Source organism: Evansella sp. AB-P1 (assembly GCF_029688925.1).
In the GTDB taxonomy this organism is placed as follows: Bacteria; Bacillota; Bacilli; order Bacillales; family Salisediminibacteriaceae; genus Evansella.
This window is the reverse complement of the sequence record NZ_JARUKY010000023.1, coordinates 1-26,303: the sequence shown is the minus strand read 5'-3', so window position 1 is coordinate 26,303 and position 26,303 is coordinate 1. Positions and strand designations below refer to the sequence as shown.

Genomic DNA, 26,303 nt, shown 5'->3' with positions numbered 1-26,303 from the left:
AAGCAGTACAAAAATGCAGTATAAAATTTCATAGGTGAAAGAAGGATGAGGATTTGAAAAAAACTAAAAAATTAAGCGCGTTTATGTGTGTTGTTTTAGTTTTGAACATATTTTTTACAAATGCTGCCTTATATGCGCCAAAAGCTCAAGCAAACAATGATTTAATACAGTATCTTGTTTTACATGATGATTACGAAGATATGTCATCTCGTGCAGATTTAGAATCATCTGGCTATACCATTACACCAGAAGCTACTGCAGATAATGATGTTACAGTCATACCTGCTAGTGATATTGCAAATTCACATGTGAACAATCCTAATACTGGGAATGTTCTTTATCTCAAAGATAAAAGTAGTTCGACTACTAGGTTTACTCGTTCTCTTCCAATGCCTGTCAGTGGAATAGTAACTGTGGAATTTGATTGGCGTTCCGATGATCATGGATCCAATGCAGCAAACTATCGCGTAATGAGACTCGAAAACAGCTCTGGACAGGGTCTTGTTGAAATTCGACTAAGCGATGGAGGGGCGCATATTTCTCAAAATGTTTCTGGATCTAACAAAAGACTAGTAAGTAATTTTCAGAAAGATACATGGTATTACTTTAAAGTAGAGCTTAATACGAATACGCAAAGGGCTGAAGTTTTTGTCCGAACAGAGGGTCAAAGTAACTACTCATCTGCTGGACAGTGGGGGTATCACCAATCTATCAGTACAAATGAAGTTTCTCAGCTTACGAGTTTTTCTCAAGGTTCGGGTACAACTAGCTATTATATTGATAATTTGAAAGTATATACACCTGTATCACAACCTCAAGCTCCAGTAGGGGTATCCGCTAATGCTGGTGATGGGGAAATATCATTAGCGTGGAATGGTGTTCCTGGTGCTGATGAATATATCGTGAAAAGATCAGATACGTCTGGTGGGCCATATACAACAATTGCTGCGGCGTTAAGCACCACTAATCATACCGATACAGATGTAATGAACGACCATACTTACTATTATGTCGTCCTTTCTTCTACAAATGGTATCCAAAGTGTACCTTCGATTGAGGTTCATGCTACACCGACTGCCTCAGAGGAAGATCCAAGTGACCCTACTGACCCTATCGATCCAAGCGGTCCACTAGACGTTATTTTTTACGATCATTTTAATGATCATGTAACGGGATCTACTCCACAAGGATATACGATCGATAATTCTGGTGGAACAGCGACGATCGTTGAAGAACCAAGTGAAACGAATAAGAGTGTTTATCTAAACAACACAAGCACATCGTCAAATGTTACGTTAAGTAAATCATTTGATTCACAAACCAGTGCTATGACGTTCGATATAAAGTTCATGCAAGAAGCGATGACTAGCGCTACAAAAATTGTCAGACTGTTAGAAGTAGGAGAAGAAGTTAAGACAGCTGTTTTTCTTGAAACAAACAGTGGTAACTTAGCATATCGTCATGCCGATAATTCGTATACCAATTTAATGAGTTATAACACAGGTACTTGGTATGACTTTAGAATCGTAGCAGATATCGTCAATCAAAAAGCAGACGTGTATATTGATGGAGATTTAATGATCAGTAATGCTGATTTTTATGCACCTGTCTCCTCTATCAATTCCTTTGATACGTTCGGACCAAACAGTAATACGATTGGTCACTATATTGATGATGTAAAGCTAACAGTAGGTGCTTTTCCTCCTGGATTTGATGAAGCTCCAATCATACCAACTGGATTAACGGCAGCCGCAGGCAATGAGCAAGTACTTTTACAGTGGAATGGTACAGTGAATGCAACAAGTTATACGATTAAGCGTAGTGAAATCGATGGCGGTCCATATACGACTGTCGCTGAAGGTGTTACAAGTACTACTTATACAGACACAACGGTCAGTAACGATATCCCTTACTACTACGTCGTCGTTGCAGAAAATGCAGTAGGAGAAAGTGGGTATTCCATTCAGGCAACTGTCGTACCAAGATTACCAGTTCCTCCTAATGCACCTGCGAACCTTAATGCTATACCAGATGCAGGGCAGGTGAGTTTATCTTGGGATGCTCCAGTCCCTAACTATGCAGAAAGTTATACGATCTATCGCAGTACGACAGATGGTGGTGCATATGCTAAAGTAGTCGAAAATGTTACAGGAACAGAGTATGTTGATACAGGGTTAGCAAATGGAACGTACTATTATGTTGTTTCTGCATCGAATAGTGATGGAGAGAGTGACATGTCCATTCAAGTAAGTGCAACCTTAGATTTCCCACCCGCTGCTCCAACTGGTTTAGGAGCTAGTAGAGGAGATCAATTGGTAACTCTAGCATGGGATGACCATGTATATGCAGATAGCTATAATATTTATCGAAGCATCGTTGACGGTGGTCCTTATGACGAAGTAGCTACTGTTGTTACAGGAACAAGCTATGTTGATACAGGCTTAACGAATGGCACAACGTATTATTTTGTTATTACTGCTGTAAATCAGTACGGTGAGAGTGTCATATCCAATCAAGCTTTTGCTATTCCAAGCGATTCTCCAATCTGGACTGATACACCGATGGGATATGCGTCTATGAATGGCGGTACGACAGGAGGGCACGGTGCTCCAACGTATAACGAATATGTGTTAAGTGAATACTGGCCAACGAGTGGGTATAACAGCCCTGGAGAAGCCATGTATCAGCTTTTACGTAATCATAAATTTAAGCCTGATGAAGGTTTAGTTATTTACGTTGACGTAGCCATTACAGACAACAACTTTGGTAGAAGTAAAATGAACGTTGTTGATGTGTATAACGTGTCGATTCTCGGAGTAGGTACTCAGGGTGAGTTTGAAGGCGTTGGATTTACCGTTTCAAGATCGGAAAATATTATTTTCCGTAACCTAGAGATTCATCACGTATCGAAAGGAGAAGGTACAGGGATCGAAGTAACAAATAACAGTAAAAATATTTGGATTGATCACAATACCTTCTATAATGATCCATTAGATGAGAATGATGATAAAGATTTTTATGATGGATTAGTGGATATAAAGCGTAATTCAGAGTTTGTTACAGTGTCTTGGAATCGTTTCCACCATAGCTGGAAAACGAATTTATTAGGACATACGGATAACGGGAACTTAGCACCAGATAAAGTAACATATCACCATAACTGGTATTATGATGTGAATTCAAGGCTTCCATTAATTCGCTATGCAGATGTGCATATGTTTAACAATTTATTTGAAAATGTACATGATACAGCGATTAATGCACGAATGGGTGCGAGAGTTCTCGTTGAAAATAACCATTTCCTTCGGGTTGGAACAGGGACGCCTGATCCTACGACAGGTCAAATTAAAGGGCCAGTAGGTTGGTTCTATGGAAGCTCCCAAACAGGCTATTGGAATTTAATTAATAATATTTATGAAGAGACGCCACATGCGCACCTTCAGTCAACGACAGACTTTACTGTTCCATATGAGTACAGAGTAGACCCAGTGGAAGATATCTATTCTTTAGTCAAGCAGTATACTGGTGTCGGTATCATTGATATGGATAATCTTGTACCTGGACCTCCAGGAGGCGGAACAGATCCGGGTGACGGGGATGGATCTGATCCAGGTGATGGAGGAAGTGATCCTGGTGATGGTTCTGACCCAGGAGATGATGGAAGTGACCCTGGGGAAGGAACAAACGGTGATCTCGTTTTAGTAGATGAGAACTTTAACGATATCCCAATTGGCTCTCAACCACCTGGCTTCACTTTTGATGGGGATGTAGGGGAAGTTGTGGTGTTATCCGGACGTGATGGCAGAGTGCTAGAACTTCCAGCATCAAGTAATGCAAATAGCTTTACGAAAGCATTTACACCGCAAGAGGCTGTTGTTGTTGCGGAGCTTGATTTTATGCAGCCAACGAGAGCAAATGCTGCCTATGCTCTTGCTTTAGCAGATGCAAGCGGTGACGATGTAATTCGTATCGAAACAAGAGACCACACCTTTAGATCAAGGCTTCCTGGTAATTCATTCGAGGATAGTTCTATTGAAAATCTAAATAACACATGGCGAAATATTAAAGTTGTAGCCGATGTAACGACACAAACACTTGATCTATATATCGATGATCATCTAGCAATTGAAGGTGCTCCTTTCTTTAGAGAGACATCAGAAATTGCCCAAGTGAAATCGGTTACTCCAGGAAGTAGTGTAAGATCTCAATATGTTGATAATTTAAAAGTGTATGTACCTGGAGAAGGAGAAGCACCTGGAGATGGTGACGGTTCCGATCCGGGAGATGATGGAAGTGATCCTGGAGACGGCTCAGATCCGGGCGATGATGGTTCTGACCCAATTGGCGGTGGAACCCTTCCTGGTGAAGAGATGACAGATACAAATTTTGATCGATCGCAAAGCTATATTTTAATCAATAAGCATAGTGGAAAAGTATTAGATGTTCCTAACTTTAACTATGCTGACAATGCAAGCATCGTACAAAACTCACAAAATGGTTTAACAACACAGCTATGGAAAATCGAAGTAATTAATTCAGGAGAATTCCATTTATTTAATAGATTTAGTGATAAGCTACCACAGCCGCTTGGACGGTCTAGAAATGATGGAACAGATATTGTCCAAGTGAAAAATGGTAGTTCTGCCTCCCATAGATGGGAAATTGTTCATCTAGGAGATGGTGACTTTAAACTAATAAACGTAAATAACAGTAAGGCGCTAGAAGTAGACAATGCTTCCCTAGCAGATGGTGGAAATGTCGTTCAAAATCCATTCACTGGAGAGGATCATCAGCTTTGGCGAATTGCGGTTGCGGAAGGTTTAGCTCAACAGTCTGATTTTAGTCAAGTAGGATTCTCCACATATGGTCCTGGTACAACTGGTGGTGCAGGTGGAGAAGTGGTGACCGTCACAAATGCGGAAGACTTTATCCATTATATCGGAAGACCGGAAAACTATATTATTCAAGTTTCCGGTACGATAGATCTTCCAGAAAATCCGAATATTACAAGACCAGCTGATCGAATGCATTTTGTAGAATCAAACAAAACGATCATTGGATTAGGCGATGATGCCCATATTCGTTACGGAGGATTAAATTTACGAAATGTAAGTAATATTATCATTCGTAATATTACATTCTCCGAAGCAAAGGATGACTCAATTAATTTAGAGCACGGTACAACACACGTATGGATTGATCATAATAACTTTACCAATGGTTATGATGGTTTAGTAGATATTAAACGGGAATCCAACTACGTAACAGTGTCTTGGAACAAGTTTTATAATCACGACAAAGTATCTTTAGTTGGCCATGACAATAGTCATACAGCAGACCGTGGGCTTCTGAAGGTGACGTATCATCACAATTGGTTTCAGGATTTAGGGCAACGAAATCCACGAGTCCGTTATGGATCGGTTCACTTGTTTAATAACTATTACAACAATGTTAGTGAATACGCCTTTGGTGTAGGGGTGGAAGCATCCCTTATATCAGAAAACAACTTTATAGAAGATGCGAATCACGCAGCGAAATACTATGATTCTTCCTCACAGCCAGGGTATTTTAAAGATACAAATAGTATTTTTAGTGGGTTAAGTCATGTTCTAAATATGAAAACTGCAGGTATCAATTGGTCCCCAGATCAATACTATTCTTACGTGTTAGATGACACATTAAGTGTGAGAGATATTGTCATGAATGGAGCTGGGGTTGGCATCATTGACACGTCTAATGGTGGAGATACGGGTACACCACCAGGAGGTGAAGATCCGATTGATCCAGTAGATCCAATCGAACCGACTGTACCAGAGGCACCGGAAAACGTTCAAGCTGTTGCAGGTGATGGGAAAGTTACCCTTACTTGGGATGCGGTTTCTGATGCAAACGGTTATATTGTTAAGAGGGCAACTGAAATAGACGGTGATTATGAAGAAGTCGCAACAGTTTCTATTCCATCCTATACAGATGCAAGTGCCACAAATGGTACAAAGTATTATTATATTGTTCTTGCAATGAATGATGTTGGCAATAGCTTAGCATCAGACATCGTGTCTGCGTTGCCGTTACTAGCTCCACCATCAACACCTGAAGACGTTCAAGCAAATGCTGGGGATAGACAAATTACAGTGAGCTGGAGTTCAGTAAATGGAGCTAATAGTTACCGAGTTTACCGATCTACAGATTTACAAGATTTTGTCATCATTGCTGACAATGTTATTTTAACGAATTATTTGGACATTGGGCTAGCACAAGATACGACGTATTACTACAAAGTATTAGCTGTAAATGATGCTGGTGAGAGTGAACTTTCACTTGTAGCTAGTGCGAAAACACCATGGGGACTTTCAAGCGGAGATGGTAGTGATTATAGTGTTGAAGTAGACGTAGATGGTCTAGATTTACTGATTGATAATCATTTTAATGATTCTACTTCATTACCTGATGGTTACATCATTTCTGAAGAAGGTGGAACAGTTAATGTCGTCAATGTACCTAATAGCAGTAATAAGAGTGTGCTATTAGCTGATACGAGCACTTCGAAGCATGTACTTCTCGGAAAAGATTTCGTTGCTCAGCGTGATCGAGTTGTTTTCCAAATGGAATTTATGCAACCTGAGAAGGATAATGCGACAAAGATTTTACGTCTCACTTCATCAGAAATCACTTCTGGTGTAGGTGCAGCAGTTATTTTAGAAACGGTGGATGGTCATATTAATTATCGTAATAGTGATGACTCCTTTACGCCGCTAGTTAGAGATTACAGTAGTAACATTTGGTATTCCATTACAGTGGACGCCAATATAAAGACACAAACAGCGGATGTTTATATTAACGGAGAGCTTGTGATTAGTGATGCACCTTTCCACACAACTGTATCAAAAATTGATGGTTTTGATTCTTTTACTGCTAATTCAAAAACTGCAGACCATTATGTAGATAATATTCGTTTATATGGAACGAATGCGATCTTTGAAACAGTTCAACTTTCTGCAACAAATACTTCGTTGAAGATTGGTGAATCTGTAAATCTTCAAGTGAACGGTCTGTTGTCAGATGGAAGCGAAGTAGACTTAACTGGATCAGAAAAAGTGTATGAATCAACGCAACCAACTCTAGTACAAATTGATAGCGATGGTAATGTTACTATCGTTGGTAAAGTAGGAGATGTGAGAGAAGTAGAAGTATGGGTGGAAGTTTCTTACGATGGTCAAGTTGTTAGATCGAACAACATCGTTTTAGACATTATTACTCTAGCATCTGTTCAATTAACCCCTGATAAATTATCTGCAGAGCTAGGTGATACATTAACATTCATAACGACTGTATCACTAAGTGATGGAAACGAAGTAGATGTAACAAAAGCGCAAGTCGTATTTAAATCAAGTCATCCAGAACTTATCGAACTAGGTGAAGCTGGTACAGTAGGGATTGTTGGTGAGCTTGGGGATGTACGTGACATTGCCATATGGGTGGAAGTAACGTACGAAGGGCAAACGATGACTTCTAATGAATCTATCATCACGATCATCGTACCAACAAGTATTGCCTCTATTGAAGCTTTAATAGAAACTTATGTTTCCCTTGGAGACATAGGCCATGCAGTAGAGAAGCAGCTTACGAATCGATTACAGCAAGCGGAGCATCATTATAGTAATGGAAGAGTTGCACAAGGAATAAAGCAACTAGAAGACTTTATTAAACATTTAAATAATAAAAATGCAAACGTAACTCCTGAAGCAAAAGACATTCTAATCCAAAATGCTGAAGAGTTGATTGCTAGTTGGTCAACAAAATAAGAAAAGCTTAAGGCACCTGGAGCTAGACAACTTTCGTAGAGTCTAAAAATTTATAAATTATTATCTTTTAAGAAAAACACCTTCAAGTAGAAATTACTTGAAGGTGTTTTTTCTTATGGTACTAATTTATCATATTCGTAATCAATAAATGTATAAAGGAAAATCCATTAATCTTCAATAACGATATACCCCATACCGATAGACTGTTCAACCTTATTTTCAGGAACGAGTAAAATTTCCTCTTTCGTTGGATCTGTAATGATTTTATGTCCATCTGTTAAAAACTGTTTCGCGTGATCTATACTTCTTAACACAATATCAACAGCATGTAACGCTTCTCTTACCCCACTACGGTTCTCCATGACATTTCCCCCTAAGAAATCAAATGTATTATCTTTCAAGCACCGTGATAACTAGTTCTTCCACTAATATATTTAAACTGAATTAATAAAGATATATTATGGTAAATTACGAGAATTATACAACAAAAACACATCATTTGCACGAGAAATATTTCTTATTTTTCGAAAAATTATTATAATTTCTTTATTGAAGTATGCATTCCAAAAGCCATAGCTCACATGGAGGGAATTTGCTTCTTAATATGATAAAATAAAATCATAAAGTGTAGAACTATTTGGATTGTGGGGGATTATTTTGGTTGAACGCTTTTATACAATTGGGATGGCTGGTCACATTGACCATGGGAAAACAACCTTAACGAAAGCATTAACGAATATAGATACAGATAGACTGAAAGAGGAGAGGGAAAGGGCTATATCTATAGAATTAGGGTATGCTCCATTAATTTTAGATGAAGAGTCTCAAGTATCCATTATTGATGTACCTGGGCATGAGAAATTTATAAGACAAATGATTGCAGGCGTTGCTGGTATCGACCTCGTTCTTTTAGTAGTTGCTGCAGATGAAGGGGTCATGCCTCAAACTGTGGAGCATTTAGATATTTTACGGCTATTAGGTATACAAAAAGGCTTGATTGTCGTAACGAAAATGGATCAAGTGGATGAGGATATGAAGGAGTTAATAGAAGCAGATATTTCTGATCAAGTGGAAGGAACCTTTTTTGAGGGAGCAGATCTACTCTTTGTTGATAGTTTGTCAAAAAAAGGTATTCCTGAATTAAAGGATCGGATTCGAAGCTATTTATCAGATGTTCCTATGAGAGATGCGAAGGGGGCATTTCGGTTACCTATTGATCAAGTGTTTACGGTCCATGGACAGGGGACCGTTGTAAGGGGAACCGTTTATGAAGGAGTAGTACAGGAAGGAGAAATTCTTGAGCTTCTTCCCCAGCAAAAAAAGGTTAGAGCTCGTCAGCTTCAGGTTCATCATCAGCCTCAAACTACAGGGAGAGCTGGTCAACGAGTTGCTATTAATTTAGGGGGCATTTCGAAACAAGAGGTGAAACGGGGGGACGTTTTAGTTTCAACACAATACTATTCTACGACGGAAACGATAGATGTTTCTTTAGATACGGTGGATAGTTTAAATTATCCACTTAAGCAGCGGGGGTATATTAAACTACATATTGGAACAGCTGAAGTGTACGGTAAAATTGTATTTTTTGATCGTAATGAATTAACGGAAGATAAAAGTGTTTTGTGTCAGCTCCGTTTAGATAGTCCGGTTGTGACAAAGAGGGGCGATAGGTTTATTTTACGTCGACCAACTCCCATGGAAACGATCGGTGGTGGAGTGGTTATAGATCCAAATGGGGAAAAATATAAATTTGGTGAAAAAACGATTGAAAAGCTTTCACTTAAAAAAGAAGGGACACCATCAGAACGAGTCGTTGACATATTAAAAAAACATAAAGGTTTACCAATAGAGCACCTAGAACAAGAAACAAGCATGAATGAGGAGGAAATAAATAGAGTGGTAGACGATCTACTTTCGAAAGAGGAGCTCATGAAACTGGGTTCAAGCTATCTATTAACCTCCGTCTTCGAAGAAATGGTTCAAGTTTTACAAAAGGAGTTAAGGGAATATCATGATAGATTCCCACTGAGGGAAGGAAAAAATAAAGCAGAATTAAAACAAGATGTGTTAACATATGGTCTTTCACTAGCTGAAAATGTAATAGAAGAAGGAGTAAAAAGAGAGGTGTTTAAAAAAAGTGGTCAATTTATAGCTTTAGCCTCTTTTTTACCTAGCTTTCCACAGCAATGGGAAAAACGGATGAAGCAAGCTGTTTCTACCCTTGAGAAAGAGGGATTAGAAGTAAGTCCATATGGAGATTGTGTTAATCAAGCTGGAATTCCTAAGGACCTACAAGATGAGCTTCGGCATTTTTTAATTCGGAATGGGGAAATGATTGAACTTGATGAAAAGCACCTCATGCCCAAAAAAGCATTTGATAATGGGGTAAAAAGGCTCTATGAAAAAACGGATGAACGGTTTAATCTTCAAGATGCAAAAGGCGTGTTAAATCTAACACGAAAATATTTAGTTCCATTCATGGAACGGTTAGATGTAATAGGGTTAACAAAGAGGGATGGGAACGATCGAATATGGTTAAAGAATCCTGTTGAATAGATAGTTGAATAAGAAAAAATGAGCTCAGAGTATTGTCTCTGGCTCATTTTTTCCTAAACGAATTAGATAGGGTATGGATATTAATATACGTAAATAGATTTTTCTTTTTTATCCGTTACTTTTCCGATAATAGACGCTTTGAATTCCCCTTTTTTATTGAATTCATTCACGTATTCATGTGCTTCTTCTTCTGGTAAGCTTATGAGTAATCCTCCAGATGTAATGGCATCACATAAAATTAGCTCATCTACTTCCTCTAATGCTTCGCTATATTCTACATTATCCATTAACCATTGGTGGTTTGCTTTACTTCCACCTGGAACTATACCTTGTACGGCTAATTCCCTCGTTCCTTCAAGAAGGGGTACGTGATTATATTGAATTTCAAATGTCACATTGCTTCCACTTGCCATTTCATGAGCATGTCCCATTAATCCAAAGCCTGTAACATCTGTTACAGCATTCGGATGAAAAGCATCCAGTGCTTCACCAGCAAGATTATTTAATTCCGCCATTGTTTTTGTTACAGCTTCCTCTTGCTCAGCTGACGTTTTGTCTCTCTTTATTCCTGTCGTTAATATGCCGACACCAATTGGCTTCGTTAGAACAAGAACATCACCAGGCTGTGCCCCTACATTTTTTAAAATACGATCAGGATGTACAATTCCTGTTACGCTTAATCCAAATTTTGGTTCTTGGTCATCAATGGAATGCCCCCCTGCAATGACAGCACCAGATTCTGCAACCTTATCAGAAGCTCCCTTTAATATTTGTGCTAAAACTTCGTGTGGAAGCTTTTTAATAGGGAATCCCACAATATTTAATACTGTTTTTGGAACACCGCCCATGGCGTAAACATCACTAAGAGCATTTGCTGCAGCAATTTGTCCAAACATATAAGGGTCATCAACGATTGGTGTAAAGTAATCGACTGTTTGAATGAGAGCAATGTCTTCTGTTAATTTATAAACGCCACCATCATCAGATGTGTCGTGACCAACGAGAAGCCGTTCGTCTTTATTAGATTTAGGTAAATAACGCAGTACCTGCGCTAGGTCACTTGGACCAATTTTGCAGCCTCAACCAGCTTTTGTTGAAAGGGCTGTAAGTTTAATCTTTTCCATGTTATTTTCCATCCTACATACCTCCTTATAGTAATACATTACAAAATGAAATTATATTTGTCTAAAAAATAGATTATAAAGATTGAGAACAATTAATAAAATTAATTTTTAGAATCTTTTATAGTTCAAACTGATAAGTAAATGGAACTTTTTTATTTAGGCTTGGCTTAATAAACAAAGTGCTGCTTCTTGAATAGAATGTTGATAGTTGAAGGTGGCGAGACTCCTGCGGGGCGTCGTTGTTTAATAAACTAACCTTAATTCAAAAACAGCCTAAGTAAAAAACCTTCTGCCTTTAAGTATAAGCATTTTTTTTGAAAAAAAACAAATCCTATCTTAGAATAAAATTAGCAATTTTCTTTTTTAACTACACTATAAAGGGGTTTTGTAAATGAGCTATAAAATGACAGTAGAATTTTGCATGAAGTGAAACTATGCTCCAAAGGCTGCGAGTTTCGCAGAACAATTATTCAGTCATTTCCGTGGAGAAATAACAAACATGGATCTTATTCCGAGCTCAGGTGGAGTTTTTGAAGTAACTGTGAATGGAGAAAAACTTTACTCCAAAAAGGAAACTGGTGAATTTCCAGACCCAGATATGTTTATTAAAAAAATGGAATCGTTAACATAAGACTTTAGCAAATGCTAAAGTCTTTTCTTTTTGGATGTTTATTCCTATTTGATTTATGTGTAATATATAATTATTAGAAGTAATTGATTGCCTATATAAAGAAAAAGGTGGTCGCAATGACCACCTTTCCCTTTAGAGTAGATACTGGCCTTCTATGGGGTAAAGTCGATGTTTGTCTTTTGTAAACACCTCATTTATTATTTCGTATTGTTTCATTTCCTTGACTGTGTTTGTTGCCTGTTACGAGTACAAGCGAACCACCCCTCAAGGTTGATACTTACGAAAACCCTTCAAAATCCTGTATCTTCTCTTTTGAAGAAGAAGTCTCTTGACCCCCTCTTCACTTATTATGATGGACAGAAAATGATAAAACATGCATGGAATTTTATGGATTTGGAGTGAAGTGATGATGGTACTTATTCGAAATATACCTGCAGTACATGAAATACAGCAGACAGAAGTGTATGTAGAGCTTTTACATAATAAACACATTCCTGATTTGATCGTAAAGGGATGGATAAAGGAATGTTTATCAACATTAAGAAAAGACATTCTTGACGATAACGAAAAATATAACGATTATTCTCGAAATGATTTTATTTTACTTGTTTGCGATCATTTACTAAAAAAATCAGATTCTTATTATGAATATAACTTACGAACTGTTTTAAATGGCACAGGGACGATCCTTCATACTAATTTAGGCAGGGCTAGATTAAGCGAAGCGGCCATTAAGCGAGTAGTAGAAACTTCTAGTTACTACAGTACGTTAGAGTACAATGTAGCGGAAGGGAAACGTGGTTCACGTCATGATATTATTCAAGATTTATTAGCGAAAGCAACAAACAGTGAAGCTGCTATGGTAGTAAATAATAATGCAGCTGCAGTATATCTTGTACTGAAATGTTTAGGGAAAGGGAAAGAAGTCATTGTATCTAGAGGAGAACTTGTAGAAATTGGAGGTTCTTTTCGAGTGTCTACCATTATGGAAGAAAGTGGTGCAACACTTGTTGAAGTAGGGACGACTAATAAAACACATCCATATGACTATGAACAAGCTATTACTCCTGAGACAGGGATGTTAATGAAAGTGCATACGAGTAATTTTAAAACTGTTGGTTTTACAAAAGATGTTTCCACAGCAGAATTAAAAGAAATTGCATCCTCTGTAATGGAGTCAAATGAAACTAGTACCAATTCTATCATTATTTATGAAGATTTAGGTAGTGGCTCTCTTTATCCATTTAAACATGATGGAATAGGAGATGAACCTGTCGTAAAAGAAGCTTTGAAGCATGGAGCAGATATTGTATCCTTCAGTGGGGATAAGCTTCTTGGGGGCCCTCAAGCAGGAATCATTGCTGGAAAAAAATCCATTATTGATAAGCTTAAAAAGCATCCTCTTGCAAGAGTTCTCCGTGTGGATAAAATGACACTAGCAGCATTAGAAGCTACTTTACAATCTTATGTTTACGGTGAAAATGTCCGTGACATTCCAACCATAAGGGATATATTACAAACAAAAGATGAAATAAAAAATAAGGTGCATGTATTTTTAGATAAGCTACCTGATTTGTCATCATTGTGGAAGGTAGAAGTAACAGAAGCAACTTCTCAAGTAGGGGGAGGAACAATGCCAACGGTGGAACAAGATTCTGTTGGTGTAAAAATAACCTATGAAGGGATTTCTACATCGAAACTAGAAAAAATGTTCAGAAAGATATCTATACCGGTAATCACAAGGGTCGTGGAGGACAGTGTCTTTATTGATTTCCGCACAATTGCTATTGACGAAATACCGTTATTGCACACAAGTTTTCTGGAAGTAGATGAACAGGCAAAAAAGCTCCATACTTCGCACTAACGTGCTGAAGTGTGGAGCTTTCCCACTGGAGTCGTCGCCCTGCTCTACTGAACCGTTTCTATTTTCAGGGGAGACCGCCTATGCAAGTGAATACTTGCACCATGGAGGATGAAAATATTATTACAAGGGTATTCATTCGTTGCTGGCGACAGCTTTCCGTGGGGCACGGCCTCAACTTCCTAAAACTTACACAGTAAGCTTTTAGGGGATTTTCGACTCGCGCTGATCCCACTGGAGTCGTCACCCTTCACTACTGAACCGTTCTTATTTTCAGGGTAGACTTCCCATGCCAGTAGATATTTGTACTATGAGGAATGAAAATACTCTTTCACAGCAATAACATCTTATGATTTTGTAACTTTGCAGTCGTCTAGTAGGGTCCTATTGTCCCGTAAATAGGATAGAAGCTGCTTTCCGGGAAGATAGAAGTTCTGGGTAGTTGACCTGGTTTAAACAAAAGCAGGTCAACTACGACTTACTAACTCTAAGCATCCTTAAAATTTATCCTTCTCCGTCCGTTTGTGGGACGTGATTACGCTTTTTAACTTTGTGGGATCCGGATAATGGTTCAGGTTGTCCACTCTTTTTCCCTTTAGGAGCATTTCTTCGTTGATCTTTATACGTATTTTTTTCAGTCATATTCTATTTCACCTTCCAAATTATATTTTTCTTTACAAAAACCGTTCTCCTTTACTTTTTACAACCACAGATGAAATCATTCTTTAATAAAATGATTTAAATATTTTAAACAATGGTATGTATAAACCTCATATAAAAATGAAAACTATAAATGATATTTATGAGAATAAAATTTTTAGGGGGAGAAAAATGCCATACCATAAGAATAAACGTCAATCATTTGAAGCAGCCCAACAAGCATATGTACAGCTTCAGGAAGCAATTGAAAATCTTCATGAAGAAGATGCTGATTATGGCCATCAACATAAAGTAGCAGAACAAGAATTAGATGAGGCAATACAGGTTATTCAAAAAGCACAAGTAACTGCATCTGAACATCAAAAAAGACAGCTGGATTTATATTCTCAAGAAATAACGAAGTATAGACAACAGCTTTTGGAATAAGTCTATCTATCTTCACAAAAATTAGCTTTTATTGAAAAAACCAAAATCAGTTGTTGATTTTGGTTTTCTTCTTCTTTAACATTTATCGCATAATTAAAGCATTTTACTGACGTTTTTTCGTTTTTTTATTGAATTGTCTTTCTTCAGCAGTTAAAGGATCATTTTCTTGACCTTCTTCGTAGCCTACACCTCGTCCTTGGGCTTTAGCATCATTCATTCCTGGTCGAATATGATTGGCTCTTTTTTTAGTCATACTAACACCTCCAGTAACTAGTGTGTTCAGTCAAATTGATTTTATAAGCGAAGGAGAAAAACAAAATAACCGAAAATAAACTTAATATTCAATTTAAAAAATCGAGTAAAATTAGTAGATATTTTTTTGAAATTGTTTTAACATAAATGTGGTCTAACAAAAGTGAGGAAATGTGACAAATTTCCGAATAAAGGTTTTAGACAATTTCGAATATCTAGTATATGATAGTAATTGAAGGAGGGAATACATATATGTCAAAAGAATCTTTGTATAATTCAAAACGTACGTTTAATGCAAATGGAAAAACTTACAGCTACTATGATTTAAAAGCAATTGAGGAGAAGGGTGTTGGTAACGTAGCCAAATTACCTTTCTCTATTAAGGTGCTTTTAGAATCAGTCCTACGTCAATATGACGGAAAAGTAATTAAAGAAGAACATGTTGAGAATTTAGCTAAATGGGGCACGAAAGACGTTAAAAATATTGATGTTCCATTTAAACCATCCCGTGTTATCTTACAAGACTTTACAGGTGTTCCTGCTGTAGTAGACCTTGCCTCTCTAAGAAAGGCAATGGCCGATTTAGGTGGGGATGCTAATGAGGTTAACCCAGCGATTCCTGTTGATTTAGTTATTGACCACTCCGTACAAGTAGATGAGTTCGGTGGAGCTGACTCTCTTCTTCGAAACATGGAATTAGAATTCGAAAGAAATGAAGAACGTTATAAATTTTTAAGCTGGGCACAAAAATCTTTTGATAATTATAGAGCTGTACCACCTGCAACTGGTATCGTTCACCAAGTAAACTTAGAATACTTAGCAAACGTTGTCCAACAAAATGAACAAGATGGTGAAATTGTCGCTTTCCCAGATTCATTAGTAGGTACAGATTCTCACACTACTATGATCAACGGTCTTGGTGTTCTTGGATGGGGTGTTGGTGGTATCGAAGCGGAAGCTGGAATGCTTCAACAACCTTCTTATTTCCCAGTACCAGAAGTTATTGGTGTAAAACTTAAAGGTTCTTTACCTGAAGGTGCAACAGCAACTGACTTAGCTTTAAAAGTAACGCAAATTTTGCGTGAAAAGAAAGTTGTCGGGAAATTTGTAGAGTACTTCGGGCCAGGTCTTGCTGATATGACATTAGCTGATCGTGCAACACTATCAAACATGGCTCCTGAATATGGTGCAACTTGTGGTTTCTTCCCAGTCGATGATGAAACGTTAAACTACTTACGCTTCACAGGACGTAGTGAAGAGCTTGTAAACTTAGTTGAAGAATATAGTAAAGCAAACGGTATGTTCTACACACCGGGACAAGAAGATCCTACATTTACAGATGTTGTAGAAATTGACCTTTCTATAATTGAACCGAACCTTTCTGGTCCAAAGCGTCCACAAGATTTAATTCCTCTTTCTAACATGAAGGATGAGTGGAGAAAGGCATTAACTGCGCCAGTTGGAAACCAAGGTTTTGGTTTATCTCCTGAAGAAGTAGATAAGGAAGCGACTGTTAAACATCCAAATGGTAAAGAATCCAAACTAGAAACAGGCTCTGTTGTTATTGCTGCAATTACGAGCTGTACAAATACATCTAACCCTTACGTTATGATCGGTGCCGGTCTATTAGCGAAGAAAGCTGTTGAGAAGGGATTAGAGGTTCCTGGATATGTGAAAACTAGTTTAGCGCCAGGATCTAAGGTTGTTACAGGGTATTTAGAAGCTGCTGGACTTATGCCATATTTAGATCAATTAGGATTTAACCTAGTAGGATACGGATGTACAACATGTATTGGTAACAGTGGGCCTCTTCCAGAAGAAATTGAAGCTGGAATTGCTGAAAACGATTTAACTGTTACATCTGTATTAAGTGGTAACCGTAACTTTGAAGGACGTATTCATCCACTAGTAAAGGCGAACTACTTAGCTTCACCACCACTAGTTGTAGCTTACGCATTAGCAGGATCTGTGGATGTTGATTTCAACAATGATCCAATTGCGAAAGATAAAGATGGAAACGATGTATTCTTTAAGGATATCTGGCCATCACATGCTGAAATTCAAGCATCAATGGAAAAAGCTGTTGCTCCTGAATTATTTAAAAAGCAGTATGAAAAAGTATTTGATGACAATGAAGAGTGGAACAACTTAGAAAGTCCTGATGGAGATCTTTATAATTTTGATGAAGACTCCACATATATTCAAAATCCACCGTTCTTTGAAAACCTTTCTCCTCAACCAGAAGAGGTTAAAGAACTAACAGGATTACGTGCCGTTGGTAAATTCGGTGATTCCGTTACGACGGACCACATTTCTCCAGCAGGTTCTATTGCAAAAGACAGTCCTGCAGGTAAGTATTTAATAGAGAAAGGCTTAAAGCCAGCTCAATTCAACTCTTACGGATCCCGTCGTGGTAACCATGAAGTAATGATGCGTGGTACTTTCGCTAACATCCGTATTAAAAACCAATTAGCACCAGGAACAGAAGGTGGCTACACTACTTACTGGCCAACTGGTGAAACAATGGCAATTTATGATGCATGTATGAAGTATAAAGAAGAAGGAACAGGTCTAGTGGTTCTTGCTGGTAATGACTACGGTATGGGAAGTTCCCGTGACTGGGCAGCAAAAGGAACAAACTTACTTGGTATTAAAACAGTTATTGCACAAAGCTTCGAAAGAATTCACAGAAGTAACCTTGTGCTAATGGGTGTTCTTCCACTTCAGTTTAAAGATGGAGATAGTGCTGATTCACTAGGTCTAACTGGTAAAGAGTCATTTGAAGTAAAAGTAACAAATGATATTCAGCCACGAGATCACGTAACAGTAGTTGCAAAAGACTTAGAATCAGGAAAAGAAACAACATTTGAAGTATTAGCACGTTTTGATAGTGAAGTTGAAATTGATTACTACCGTCATGGTGGTATCCTTCAAATGGTACTTCGTAACGCCCTTAACAAAGCTAAAGCATAATATAACAAAAAGACCATCAAAAGAATCGCTTTTGATGGTCTTTTTTTAAAAGATAAAGTATAAAATTTGCCTGCGGAAAAGCAACAGTAATTGAACCATCGAGGAACAAAACATTAATAATGAAGCTTATCACTTATCAGATCCTATTGTATTAATTGATTGTATACCGTATAAGGTATTGCATATTTGTCCTTAAGTGACTGTCCTTCCTCATAGGAACGATAAGAAAAAATTTCTTCTTCATTTTCAAGAACTAATAATTCTAACACGTAATCGTCATTTCTTCCCTTTGTTTCAAGTTCGAGTGTGATTGAACCAATGTTTATTTCATAAAAGTTAAAGGTGAGACCTAATAATGTTTTCGTTTTCTTCTTATTCTGTTGATACTCCGTTATATACATGACTAAATCACGAATATGGAGCTTGTGCATTTTTTCAGAGTCTTTATTAAATATGTTTTTAACTTGTTTAATAATACCCATCTTTTTACTCTCCTTATCATCGTTCTCTCATTTTTATATAGGGTATGTATTTAAATTAAAAATAAAACGTTAAATGATCATATCGTTCATTAAAGAGGATACATAGATAAAGTAACGACACACATAATAACGGTATAAGTATAGTTTAAAATTACTTTTGAAAGGAGCTAGGTGTAACGATGGGACGTCAGAAAAAAGGTAATGCAAATGCACAAAGAAATAATAATAAAAAAGAACAAGGAAAGAAGAATCATGCATCAGAACTAGAGACATTTGCTGATTATGAAGTGAAAAAAATGAGAAACGATTAAATTTGTAAAAGTCTAAAAATTTTCTTGTTATGTATGGATATGTTCACTCTAGGGTAATAATGGAAGTAAATGCTTAGAGGTGAATAATAATGACAAAGAGAAAATTGCGCTTTGAAGAATTGATAAAAGAAAACAAACAGGAATTATTGAAGAACCCGAAAGAGCTAGAAAAAATTGAACAACGACTAGATCAAAAACATATGGATCGTCTCCCATCTTAAGTTAGGAACGACTAGTTTTTACTAGTCATACTTACAAGTCCCCTGGCAATATTAAAGGTATGGAGGGGATATTTATGGCTTCAAATTTTACAAAGTTCCAGCAATTTCGTCCAAACAAGTTAGGAACGCAACCACGTAAAAGTGATTCAAACAAAGGTAAAAAGATGAATACAAAAGGAAATGATCATCCAGATTACGTACCGACAAAAGGGAAATAAGGGTGATAAAGCTTAAAGCGCTTGGATGATTATTCCAAGCGCTTTTAAATGTTCAATAGGCTCAGTTAGTGGTTGTTGTTGATTTTTGATAAAATGTAGTTTCTCCTTATTGCACTAACGCACCGATAGTTTAAGTGAAAGTGTTCACAAATTCCAAAGAACAGTTTTGGATAATCAAATTCCCCATAAAAAAGATTAGAAAAAATCTAATCTACAAAGGTGAAGAGTATAACTCTAACTTATCCATATCTACAATAAATTTATATTGTTTTAATACATCTAAGCCAAGTAAACCATTATGTCCTTTAGGCAACATTCCTACATCTAACTCAAAGTCTTTTATAGAAAACGTATCAATTTTGATTTCATCCATTACCTTTGTATAGAATGGTACACTCCCACCAATTCCATATGCTTCGTAGATTTCATCGCCATTCTCGTAAGTAACCCCAATCATTTCTAAAATATCAGGACAAATAACAGTATGCGATGAGCCAGTATCAACGATGACATCATCAATTCTAAGAGATTTCCCACGATAAGTGACAATTAACGAAGTTGTTATAAGTTGTCCATCATATGAAAGTTTCATTAAATTCGTCTCACTTTCATCAGGGGGTCACGGCGAATATGAATAACAAACTCTTCATTTGATGTATGGTACACAACTGTACCTTCTTTGGCTTTAAAAAACTCTTGATTAGCATCTTCGTCTTCGATTGGACGTATTGGTGCTACTTCATCAACAATTTTCTTATCTCCTTCTTCGTGATAGTCCAAAATTGAAACTAGAAGAAATTGATTTGGGAATAACTCTCTGACTTCTTGCCACTTCATCTTCGCATTCCTCCTTTTCCTTTAATTATAATTGATAAAGAGGTTGTTTTCATTAGTTATCAATTACTAAACTTTCCTCTTATTCAGTTTAAGCACCCGTTAGCTTAACTATATATTTTCACAAACCTTTAATATTGCCTATGTATAAAAGAAATCTATAAAAAGTTTTTGCTTTTATTTCTTATAATACATCCAATTACAGCTCCTATGAATGCTCCTGAAGTGTTTAAAATTACATCATCTATATTTGATGTTCTTCCACTGTTAAGTAGGAACTGTAAAATTTCAATCGTTATCGAGAACGCCATTCCTAGCAAGGTTGTTTTTAAAATTACCTTGGATGTCGATTTTAATATCAAAGCCAAAAGTATGCCAAATGGGATGAATAAAATAATATTAAAACCTAACAATCTAATGGGCACTGTGTAATGAACAGAGTTAAATAAAACATCTAAAATACTTCCAAACGGAACCATTTGAAGAGCTCTACCCTCCATAAATGGTCTAGGCATGAGAGTTACCATCATTACTCCAATTATTGAAAGGGCAAAAAGAATATATAATACTGAAAATAATAATGCAGCTTTCTGCTCAGTTCCCTTTTTTAAAGCTCTTCGATAAAAAAACCAACCAATTATTATTACGATAGGAATGATAAGCAGAAATAATGGTATCACACCACTAAAGGCTCTCCATAGTTGCTCCATTTCCGTATCCCCTTTTCTACATTTAGTGTGAAAATTTGTAAAACTATTCTCCCCTTAGTTTAACATCATTTTCCAATTAGTAGGCAAAAAAAGAGCTGCAACATTGCAACTCGTAATTTTACTAACGCTTCCGCTTGTTTAAGTGTAATACATCACATTTAAATTTTACTTAGTCATACAATTTAAATACAATTTTTATATTAATTTGACTTTTTAATACACGTGTAATAAAATTATTACATATGAAAGATAATATGACTGGTGACGAACTGTTAAAGGTTTTAGAAGCATTATCAAATCCATACCGTCTACAAATTATTTCGATTTTGTATCAAGAAAGACAGTATGTAAGTCAACTGGCAAGACATTTAGGCATTAGCAGACCTTTACTTTACTTACATTTACAAAAGTTAGAGGAGGCGAATTTGCTAATAGGACATCATGAAATATCCAAGAACGGTAAAGCTATGAAATTTTTTGAATTAAATTCGTTCGAAATTAAATTAACCGAACAAATTATCGCTCAGTTATCGAGTAGCTTAACCAAAAAAAGAAAAGGTGACTAATGACTAAAATTATTTGAAAGGAGATTCTATGTTTACAAATACTGGACCTATGGTAAATCAACTTATGGTATTTGGCTTTCTCATAGTACCTATCTTTATATTAATTGTGGTTTCTATGTATATAATTTTTATTGTTCGTAGAATGGAAAAACGTTCAGAACGACGTTTGGAATTAGATAAAGACAATCGAGCATTCCAACAACAACAAATTAATACTATGGAAGAGTTAAATACTAGGCTAAAATATATAGAAAATCGACTAAAAGAAGTAGATTAAATAGATACATTCAACCTTAAATTTACACTATAAAACCAAGAAACATTGTATAATTGAATGTTTCTTGGTTTTAACCTTTATATTGGACTCCATCGTATTCTAGATAAATTAAGTTACAATAAGAGTAACAATAACTTCTACAACTATTCTCCCTGTTTGATACAACAGCAGCAACAGCTTGTTCCAATATCGATCCCGATAGTTCAATAAGAAATTGATTTAATAAAGTCTTCTATGTTATTTATCATTTGGTTTGGTTGAACACTAAACTCAATGGTTTGATAATTTGGCAACCACTGTACTCCTATTGTATGGACTTTTGCCTGCTTACCTGCTGTAATGTCAGCATCACTATCCCCAAGAAAAATTGCCTCACTATTTTTTATTTCTAACTTCTCTAATGCCTGGATTACACCTTCTGCGTGGGGTTTAGGATTTTCTACGTCATCACCAGTAATAATAACATCAAATATATCATTCATATTCAGGCTTTTTAATGATATAAGTAAGCTTCGTTTTGCTTTACCATTTACTATTCCTAACTTATATCCTTCTCTTTTTAGTAAGGAAAGTAAGTTATTTATTTCCTTGTTATCAATAACTAGTTCCGTATGTTTTTCACTATATTTTTGATAGTATAATTCGATTGCTTCTTCAATATTTTCGTTCCTTAAATTTTCTTTGATGATTCCTGTTTCAGATGGTCCGAACATAGCTTTTATTTCATCTGATGTAACCTCTCTATTATCGTACTCCTTAAAAACGGCTTGAAAGGCGTAAAAACAAACAGGCAAAGTATCAGCAAGAGTACCATCAAAATCAAAAAGTATCGCTTTAATAACCAACTCATCCTTTATCAATAAAATATCCTTCGAAAGAAAAATTACTAACTACTGAATTTATAAAATGTTAATCTTCTATATTTGTATAAATTGAGTCTTCTACATTTGGAAGTAATTTATAAATACTTTTATTTAATTGCTTTTCCAATTCATTTTTAATGGAGTAAAAGCCTTTCCAATGTAACGAGGTATGTGAATTTGTACCGTGACGTAACCCAACAGAAACCAGTCTTTTTTCAAGTGTGGTAAAGCCTTCAGCATCAGCAAGAGCATCACATAGAGTAATTACTTTATTGTAAATATCGTAATCTTTATTTTCATTAAGGATTGCAACCAATTTTTCCTACATATATTTTGAAACAAGGTTCCACTCAGCAGCATTTTCAATATTCTCGTTTTTACACGGAAATGAATGTGTGACACATATTATCCCATTACCAGTAAAGCCTTGTTCATTCATGTAAACATAACCATCATATGAATGGATAACAGACTTAGTAAAACCTTTGTACCTACCAATATCATGTAATAAAGCTGCGTTGTACCCTAAGTCAATATTAAATGCCCTTAGTACGGATTTTTCCATCTGATTTGAATTGATAAATAACCATGCCCTTACTTGAATGGCTTTAATAATATCTATAACTTTCACTGATTACACCTTCTTTTTCCGTGTTTTGCCACCATTATAGAACGAAAGTTCGGGTGATTGTAAATATCAACATTAAACACTAACACTGTGATTCAATAAAATAAAAATATGTAAAGTATCTAGACTTGTTTTCTTATAGTAATCATATGATAATAGAAATTGGACAAAGGATAAATTTAATACATGATTTGAGGTGTAAACAATCTTGAATGTAAAAGGGAAAAAAGTAAAACATAAATCACCTTTTCCAGTTTCATCTATGCTATTTTTTATTTACATGATTGTATTAATATATATTACATTTTTTGCGTGGAATCATGGGGCCTCTTTAGGGCCACTCGGTCCAGGTGGAAGAAATTATAACTTAGATCCATTTTTAACAATATATAGAATATCTATATTTAGAGATTGGTATATGATTTTTACTATTTTAATTGGAAACATACTTTTATTTATTCCATTTGGTTTACTCTTTCCGTTGTTTTTAGAAAGATTTAATTTTATTCGGAAACCTGTTAAGATTATTCCTGTTACTGTAGCAGCTATGTGTCTTTCCATAATAATAGAAGTGAATCAGTTTGTTTTTACGTATCGTGTTGCAAATATTGATGATGTTATTTTAAATACAACTGGTGCTTTCATAGGAGTCCTTACGTATCGCGTATCCAGAAAAATAAGAATAATATAAAAAAACATCCTTCTATGCTTTTGAAGGATGTTTTTTTTGCATTAATTGATGGTCAATTCTCCTCGTCCAAATACGATAAATACTATATACAATTGATAAAAATACAACGTAGATTAGAACCATGTATATAATTTCCAATGGATCTGTCACAATTGTATGACCTACCAGGGCAAATAATATCATGGCAGGGATCTTTCCTAAACCTGAAGCAATGGAATAGGAAATAAATGATACTCTACTTAACGCTGCATAAGCATTAATAAGAATAGAGGGAATGACAGGTATCATTCGTAAGATGGTAATACTCATAAAAGCATTACGTTCAAAAAGTAGGGTAATTTTTTTTGTTACTGTGTAGCGTAAAAGTATTTTTGTCCCCCATTTGTGAAACCCCCCGTAGCGAATCATAGAAAAGAAAATAATTGATGCTAACGTTGAACCTATCCAAATAACGAATGCGCCTAACCATGGTCCATAGGCTGCCCCTATTACGCCTCCTACAATTGGATATGGAATTACTGGAAATAATGACATGAATGTAGCAATTATAGAAGTTAAAACCACATAATCTTGCTCATTATTCTGTATCCAATGAAGGAGAGGTTCATGATAAAAATATAATAACAAAATAATGGTAATTGCGGTTATAACAACAATCAGTTTTCGATACATAGGTGTTTACTCCTTTTCTCACAATGCGTACTTTATTATTTTACAATAGAAGACTCAATGAAAAAAGAACAATGATGGACAATACATGCCACTTTATTGATTTTTTATAAAAAAATGCTCATGGGACATGTTTTACCAGCGTAAGCTTAAATGATAAATGTGAATCGTGAGGGAGTGAATGTATGCAAATTCATGTTGTTCAGTCAGGACAAACAGCTTATGGTATTTCACAAGCTTATTCTGTATCAATAGATGATTTAGTTCAAGCAAATGAAATACCTGATCCAAATAATCTTGTTATTGGTCAAAGTCTTGTTATTCCAATTGTAGGATCCTTTTATTGGATCCAGCCGGGGGATAGCTTATTTAGTATTGGACAGCGGTTTGGAATACCTCCACAGCAGCTAGCAGAGACAAATCGAATACCATTAGATGCACCACTTGATATTGGATTACGTTTATATATACCTCCTCGACCGAAAACGGAAGCAGAAGTAAATGCTTATGTTGAACCTATTGGAGGTCAAGTAACAGAGCAGCTTATAAATTCTGCACGATCAAGAGCACCCTATTTAACTTATCTCGCCCCATTTAGCTATCAACTTAATCGAGACGGCTCCTTGACTGCACCACCATTAGATAACTTTGCAACTATAGCTACAGAAGTAAATGCTGGACTAATGATGGTGGTTACTAACTTAGAAGAAGGTGCATTTAGCGACGAGGTTGGAGCAGCAGTCCTGACTAATGAGGGCGCACAAGACAGATTGTTAAATGAAGTTGTTGAAGCAGCAAAAAATATCGGTTATCGTGACATCCATTTTGATTTTGAATATTTACGTGTGGAAGATAGGGAAAGATATAATCAATTTTTACAAAAGGCTGTTAATCGTCTACATCAGGAAGATCTTTTAGTTTCTACAGCTTTAGCACCAAAAACTCGTGCAGATCAGCCTGGGCAATGGTATGAAGCACATGATTATGGTGCCCACGGTGAAATTGTTGATTTTGTTGTTTTGATGACGTATGAATGGGGCTATAGTGGAGGTCCTCCAATGGCTGTTTCACCTATTGGACCTGTACGCGAAGTGATTGAATATGCGTTATCAGAAATGCCTGCCAATAAAATTATGATGGGTCAAAATTTATATGGTTATGACTGGACATTACCGTATGAGCCTGGTGGAGACTATGCTGCCGCTTTAAGTCCTAATCGTGCTGTACAGCTTGCTTTTACAGAAAATGTTCCTATTCAATATGATATGGAAGCTCAAGCACCTTTTTTTGAATATGTGGATGATGATGGTGCTGAGCATGTGGTTTGGTTTGAAGATGCAAGAAGTATTCAAGCGAAGTTTGATTTAATAAAAGAGCTAGGTTTACGAGGCATCAGCTACTGGAAATTAGGATTACCATTCTCCCAAAATTGGCAGCTCCTAGCTGATCAGTTTGAAATAAGGAAATTTTAGACGATATTAAGTGGAAAGATGACGTTTAATAATACAAGTTATAATAGTTCCATTCATTATGGGACTATTTTTTTGT

General features: G+C 36.2%; 23 protein-coding genes and 1 pseudogene. 13 read left to right on the top strand and 11 right to left on the bottom strand.

From position 1 onward, the window contains the following. The first annotated feature begins 53 nt into the window (after nucleotides 1–53). Entirely contained in the window at nucleotides 54–7,802 is a 7,749-nt protein-coding gene (locus QA612_RS19285) for a pectate lyase family protein (protein ID WP_278285463.1), read from the top strand. 167 nt (nucleotides 7,803–7,969) lie between these two features. On the opposite strand, the gene QA612_RS19280 is transcribed toward QA612_RS19285, so the two are convergent. After that, entirely contained in the window at nucleotides 7,970–8,164 is a 195-nt protein-coding gene (locus QA612_RS19280; RefSeq protein ID WP_278285462.1) for a hypothetical protein, read from the bottom strand. Nucleotides 8,165–8,459: 295 nt separating this feature from the next. On the opposite strand from QA612_RS19280, the gene selB reads away from it, so the two are divergent. Beyond that, on the top strand, nucleotides 8,460–10,358 hold the full coding sequence (gene selB, locus QA612_RS19275; RefSeq protein WP_278285461.1) for a selenocysteine-specific translation elongation factor: 1,899 nt from the start codon (nucleotides 8,460–8,462) through the stop codon (nucleotides 10,356–10,358). 80 nt (nucleotides 10,359–10,438) lie between these two features. Here the strand turns inward: selB and selD are convergent, their stop codons facing one another. Beyond that, nucleotides 10,439–11,482 carry a selenide, water dikinase SelD gene (selD, locus tag QA612_RS19270; protein ID WP_481804456.1) on the bottom strand — a complete coding sequence of 348 codons (1,044 nt, stop codon included), beginning with the start codon at nucleotides 11,480–11,482 and terminating at the stop codon, nucleotides 10,439–10,441. 391 nt (nucleotides 11,483–11,873) lie between these two features. Between selD and QA612_RS19265 the strand changes: the two genes are divergently transcribed. Together QA612_RS19265 and selA are read left to right on the top strand one after the other, a co-directional pair. Then, nucleotides 11,874–12,113: an Rdx family protein gene (locus tag QA612_RS19265; RefSeq protein ID WP_347568884.1), complete on the top strand. Its 240-nt coding sequence runs from the start codon at nucleotides 11,874–11,876 to the stop codon at nucleotides 12,111–12,113. Between the two features lie 406 nt (nucleotides 12,114–12,519). Beyond that, the gene (gene selA / locus QA612_RS19260; RefSeq protein ID WP_278285459.1) at nucleotides 12,520–13,977 is read left to right on the top strand and encodes an L-seryl-tRNA(Sec) selenium transferase; all 1,458 of its coding nucleotides are present in this window, start codon (nucleotides 12,520–12,522) and stop codon (nucleotides 13,975–13,977) included. A gap of 501 nt (nucleotides 13,978–14,478) precedes the next feature. Here the strand turns inward: selA and QA612_RS19255 are convergent. Beyond that, nucleotides 14,479–14,616, bottom strand: a complete 138-nt coding sequence (locus QA612_RS19255) for a small acid-soluble spore protein P (protein ID WP_278285458.1) — start codon at nucleotides 14,614–14,616, stop codon at nucleotides 14,479–14,481. Nucleotides 14,617–14,805: 189 nt separating this feature from the next. Here QA612_RS19255 and QA612_RS19250 point away from each other — a divergent pair, with 189 nt between their 5' ends. Beyond that, nucleotides 14,806–15,060, top strand: a complete 255-nt coding sequence (locus QA612_RS19250) for a hypothetical protein (RefSeq protein WP_278285457.1) — start codon at nucleotides 14,806–14,808, stop codon at nucleotides 15,058–15,060. Nucleotides 15,061–15,163: 103 nt separating this feature from the next. Here the strand turns inward: QA612_RS19250 and sspO are convergent, their stop codons facing one another. Then, nucleotides 15,164–15,313 carry a small acid-soluble spore protein O gene (sspO, locus tag QA612_RS19245; protein WP_278285456.1) on the bottom strand — a complete coding sequence of 50 codons (150 nt, stop codon included), beginning with the start codon at nucleotides 15,311–15,313 and terminating at the stop codon, nucleotides 15,164–15,166. Nucleotides 15,314–15,564: 251 nt separating this feature from the next. Here sspO and acnA point away from each other — a divergent pair, with 251 nt between their 5' ends. Then, nucleotides 15,565–18,285, top strand: a complete 2,721-nt coding sequence (gene acnA, locus QA612_RS19240) for an aconitate hydratase AcnA (RefSeq protein WP_278285455.1) — start codon at nucleotides 15,565–15,567, stop codon at nucleotides 18,283–18,285. 143 nt (nucleotides 18,286–18,428) lie between these two features. On the opposite strand, the gene QA612_RS19235 is transcribed toward acnA, so the two are convergent. Then, nucleotides 18,429–18,767: a hypothetical protein gene (locus QA612_RS19235; protein ID WP_278285454.1), complete on the bottom strand. Its 339-nt coding sequence runs from the start codon at nucleotides 18,765–18,767 to the stop codon at nucleotides 18,429–18,431. 179 nt (nucleotides 18,768–18,946) lie between these two features. On the opposite strand from QA612_RS19235, the gene QA612_RS19230 reads away from it, so the two are divergent. From QA612_RS19230 to QA612_RS19220, 3 genes are all read left to right on the top strand, one after another. Beyond that, nucleotides 18,947–19,078 carry a hypothetical protein gene (locus QA612_RS19230; RefSeq protein WP_278285453.1) on the top strand — a complete coding sequence of 44 codons (132 nt, stop codon included), beginning with the start codon at nucleotides 18,947–18,949 and terminating at the stop codon, nucleotides 19,076–19,078. An 89-nt stretch (nucleotides 19,079–19,167) separates the two neighbouring features. After that, nucleotides 19,168–19,299 carry an FbpB family small basic protein gene (locus QA612_RS19225; protein WP_278285452.1) on the top strand — a complete coding sequence of 44 codons (132 nt, stop codon included), beginning with the start codon at nucleotides 19,168–19,170 and terminating at the stop codon, nucleotides 19,297–19,299. A 74-nt stretch (nucleotides 19,300–19,373) separates the two neighbouring features. Further along, nucleotides 19,374–19,517: an acid-soluble spore protein N gene (locus QA612_RS19220; protein WP_278285451.1), complete on the top strand. Its 144-nt coding sequence runs from the start codon at nucleotides 19,374–19,376 to the stop codon at nucleotides 19,515–19,517. 211 nt (nucleotides 19,518–19,728) lie between these two features. Here the strand turns inward: QA612_RS19220 and QA612_RS19215 are convergent, their stop codons facing one another. The 3 genes from QA612_RS19215 to QA612_RS19205 all read right to left on the bottom strand — a co-directional run bounded on the left by QA612_RS19215 (nucleotide 19,729) and on the right by QA612_RS19205 (nucleotide 21,061). Further along, on the bottom strand, nucleotides 19,729–20,109 hold the full coding sequence (locus QA612_RS19215) for a retropepsin-like aspartic protease (protein ID WP_278285450.1): 381 nt from the start codon (nucleotides 20,107–20,109) through the stop codon (nucleotides 19,729–19,731). Beyond that, nucleotides 20,109–20,354, bottom strand: a complete 246-nt coding sequence (locus QA612_RS19210; RefSeq protein ID WP_278285449.1) for a hypothetical protein — start codon at nucleotides 20,352–20,354, stop codon at nucleotides 20,109–20,111. The genes QA612_RS19215 and QA612_RS19210 overlap by 1 nt, the downstream gene beginning before the upstream one ends. A 155-nt stretch (nucleotides 20,355–20,509) precedes the next feature. Beyond that, nucleotides 20,510–21,061 (bottom strand): VanZ family protein, encoded by a 552-nt coding sequence (locus QA612_RS19205; RefSeq protein ID WP_278285448.1) that lies wholly within the window; start codon nucleotides 21,059–21,061, stop codon nucleotides 20,510–20,512. A 242-nt stretch (nucleotides 21,062–21,303) separates the two neighbouring features. Here QA612_RS19205 and QA612_RS19200 point away from each other — a divergent pair, with 242 nt between their 5' ends. Continuing rightward, nucleotides 21,304–21,627 carry an ArsR/SmtB family transcription factor gene (locus QA612_RS19200; protein WP_278285447.1) on the top strand — a complete coding sequence of 108 codons (324 nt, stop codon included), beginning with the start codon at nucleotides 21,304–21,306 and terminating at the stop codon, nucleotides 21,625–21,627. A 28-nt stretch (nucleotides 21,628–21,655) separates the two neighbouring features. Next, nucleotides 21,656–21,904 (top strand): hypothetical protein, encoded by a 249-nt coding sequence (locus tag QA612_RS19195; protein WP_278285446.1) that lies wholly within the window; start codon nucleotides 21,656–21,658, stop codon nucleotides 21,902–21,904. 203 nt (nucleotides 21,905–22,107) lie between these two features. Here QA612_RS19195 and QA612_RS19190 read toward each other — a convergent pair whose 3' ends face one another. Both QA612_RS19190 and QA612_RS19185 read right to left on the bottom strand, forming a co-directional pair. Continuing rightward, complete coding sequence (locus tag QA612_RS19190; protein ID WP_278285501.1) at nucleotides 22,108–22,743, bottom strand: HAD family hydrolase; 636 nt, start codon at nucleotides 22,741–22,743, stop codon at nucleotides 22,108–22,110. A gap of 70 nt (nucleotides 22,744–22,813) precedes the next feature. After that, a pseudogene (locus QA612_RS19185) lies at nucleotides 22,814–23,299 on the bottom strand (HD domain-containing protein); the annotation flags it as partial. Between the two features lie 304 nt (nucleotides 23,300–23,603). Here QA612_RS19185 and QA612_RS19180 point away from each other — a divergent pair. After that, a complete protein-coding gene (locus tag QA612_RS19180; RefSeq protein ID WP_278285445.1) occupies nucleotides 23,604–24,086 on the top strand; it encodes a VanZ family protein in 483 nt (160 codons plus the stop codon). Between the two features lie 12 nt (nucleotides 24,087–24,098). Here the strand turns inward: QA612_RS19180 and QA612_RS19175 are convergent, their stop codons facing one another. Then, entirely contained in the window at nucleotides 24,099–24,758 is a 660-nt protein-coding gene (locus QA612_RS19175; protein ID WP_278285444.1) for a TVP38/TMEM64 family protein, read from the bottom strand. Between the two features lie 182 nt (nucleotides 24,759–24,940). Between QA612_RS19175 and QA612_RS19170 the strand changes: the two genes are divergently transcribed. After that, on the top strand, nucleotides 24,941–26,227 hold the full coding sequence (locus QA612_RS19170; RefSeq protein ID WP_278285443.1) for a glycoside hydrolase family 18 protein: 1,287 nt from the start codon (nucleotides 24,941–24,943) through the stop codon (nucleotides 26,225–26,227). Nucleotides 26,228–26,303: the final 76 nt, after the last annotated feature.

Excerpts from the sequence above, each read along its gene's own strand:
- QA612_RS19230 (WP_278285453.1), top strand. The coding sequence starts at position 18,947 with ATGGGACGTCAGAAAAAAGGTAATGCAAATGCACAAAGAAATAATAAT.
- selA (WP_278285459.1), top strand. The coding sequence starts at position 12,520 with ATGATGGTACTTATTCGAAATATACCTGCAGTACATGAAATACAGCAG.
- QA612_RS19250 (WP_278285457.1), top strand. The coding sequence starts at position 14,806 with ATGCCATACCATAAGAATAAACGTCAATCATTTGAAGCAGCCCAACAA.
- QA612_RS19205 (WP_278285448.1), bottom strand. The coding sequence starts at position 21,061 with ATGGAGCAACTATGGAGAGCCTTTAGTGGTGTGATACCATTATTTCTG.
- QA612_RS19280 (WP_278285462.1), bottom strand. The coding sequence starts at position 8,164 with ATGGAGAACCGTAGTGGGGTAAGAGAAGCGTTACATGCTGTTGATATT.
- QA612_RS19170 (WP_278285443.1), top strand. The coding sequence starts at position 24,941 with ATGCAAATTCATGTTGTTCAGTCAGGACAAACAGCTTATGGTATTTCA.
- QA612_RS19200 (WP_278285447.1), top strand. The coding sequence starts at position 21,304 with ATGAAAGATAATATGACTGGTGACGAACTGTTAAAGGTTTTAGAAGCA.
- QA612_RS19175 (WP_278285444.1), bottom strand. The coding sequence starts at position 24,758 with ATGTATCGAAAACTGATTGTTGTTATAACCGCAATTACCATTATTTTG.
- QA612_RS19195 (WP_278285446.1), top strand. The coding sequence starts at position 21,656 with ATGTTTACAAATACTGGACCTATGGTAAATCAACTTATGGTATTTGGC.
- QA612_RS19255 (WP_278285458.1), bottom strand. The coding sequence starts at position 14,616 with ATGACTGAAAAAAATACGTATAAAGATCAACGAAGAAATGCTCCTAAA.
- acnA (WP_278285455.1), top strand. The coding sequence starts at position 15,565 with ATGTCAAAAGAATCTTTGTATAATTCAAAACGTACGTTTAATGCAAAT.
- QA612_RS19225 (WP_278285452.1), top strand. The coding sequence starts at position 19,168 with ATGACAAAGAGAAAATTGCGCTTTGAAGAATTGATAAAAGAAAACAAA.
- QA612_RS19220 (WP_278285451.1), top strand. The coding sequence starts at position 19,374 with ATGGCTTCAAATTTTACAAAGTTCCAGCAATTTCGTCCAAACAAGTTA.
- QA612_RS19210 (WP_278285449.1), bottom strand. The coding sequence starts at position 20,354 with ATGAAGTGGCAAGAAGTCAGAGAGTTATTCCCAAATCAATTTCTTCTA.
- QA612_RS19215 (WP_278285450.1), bottom strand. The coding sequence starts at position 20,109 with ATGAAACTTTCATATGATGGACAACTTATAACAACTTCGTTAATTGTC.
- sspO (WP_278285456.1), bottom strand. The coding sequence starts at position 15,313 with ATGACTAAAAAAAGAGCCAATCATATTCGACCAGGAATGAATGATGCT.
- QA612_RS19235 (WP_278285454.1), bottom strand. The coding sequence starts at position 18,767 with ATGGGTATTATTAAACAAGTTAAAAACATATTTAATAAAGACTCTGAA.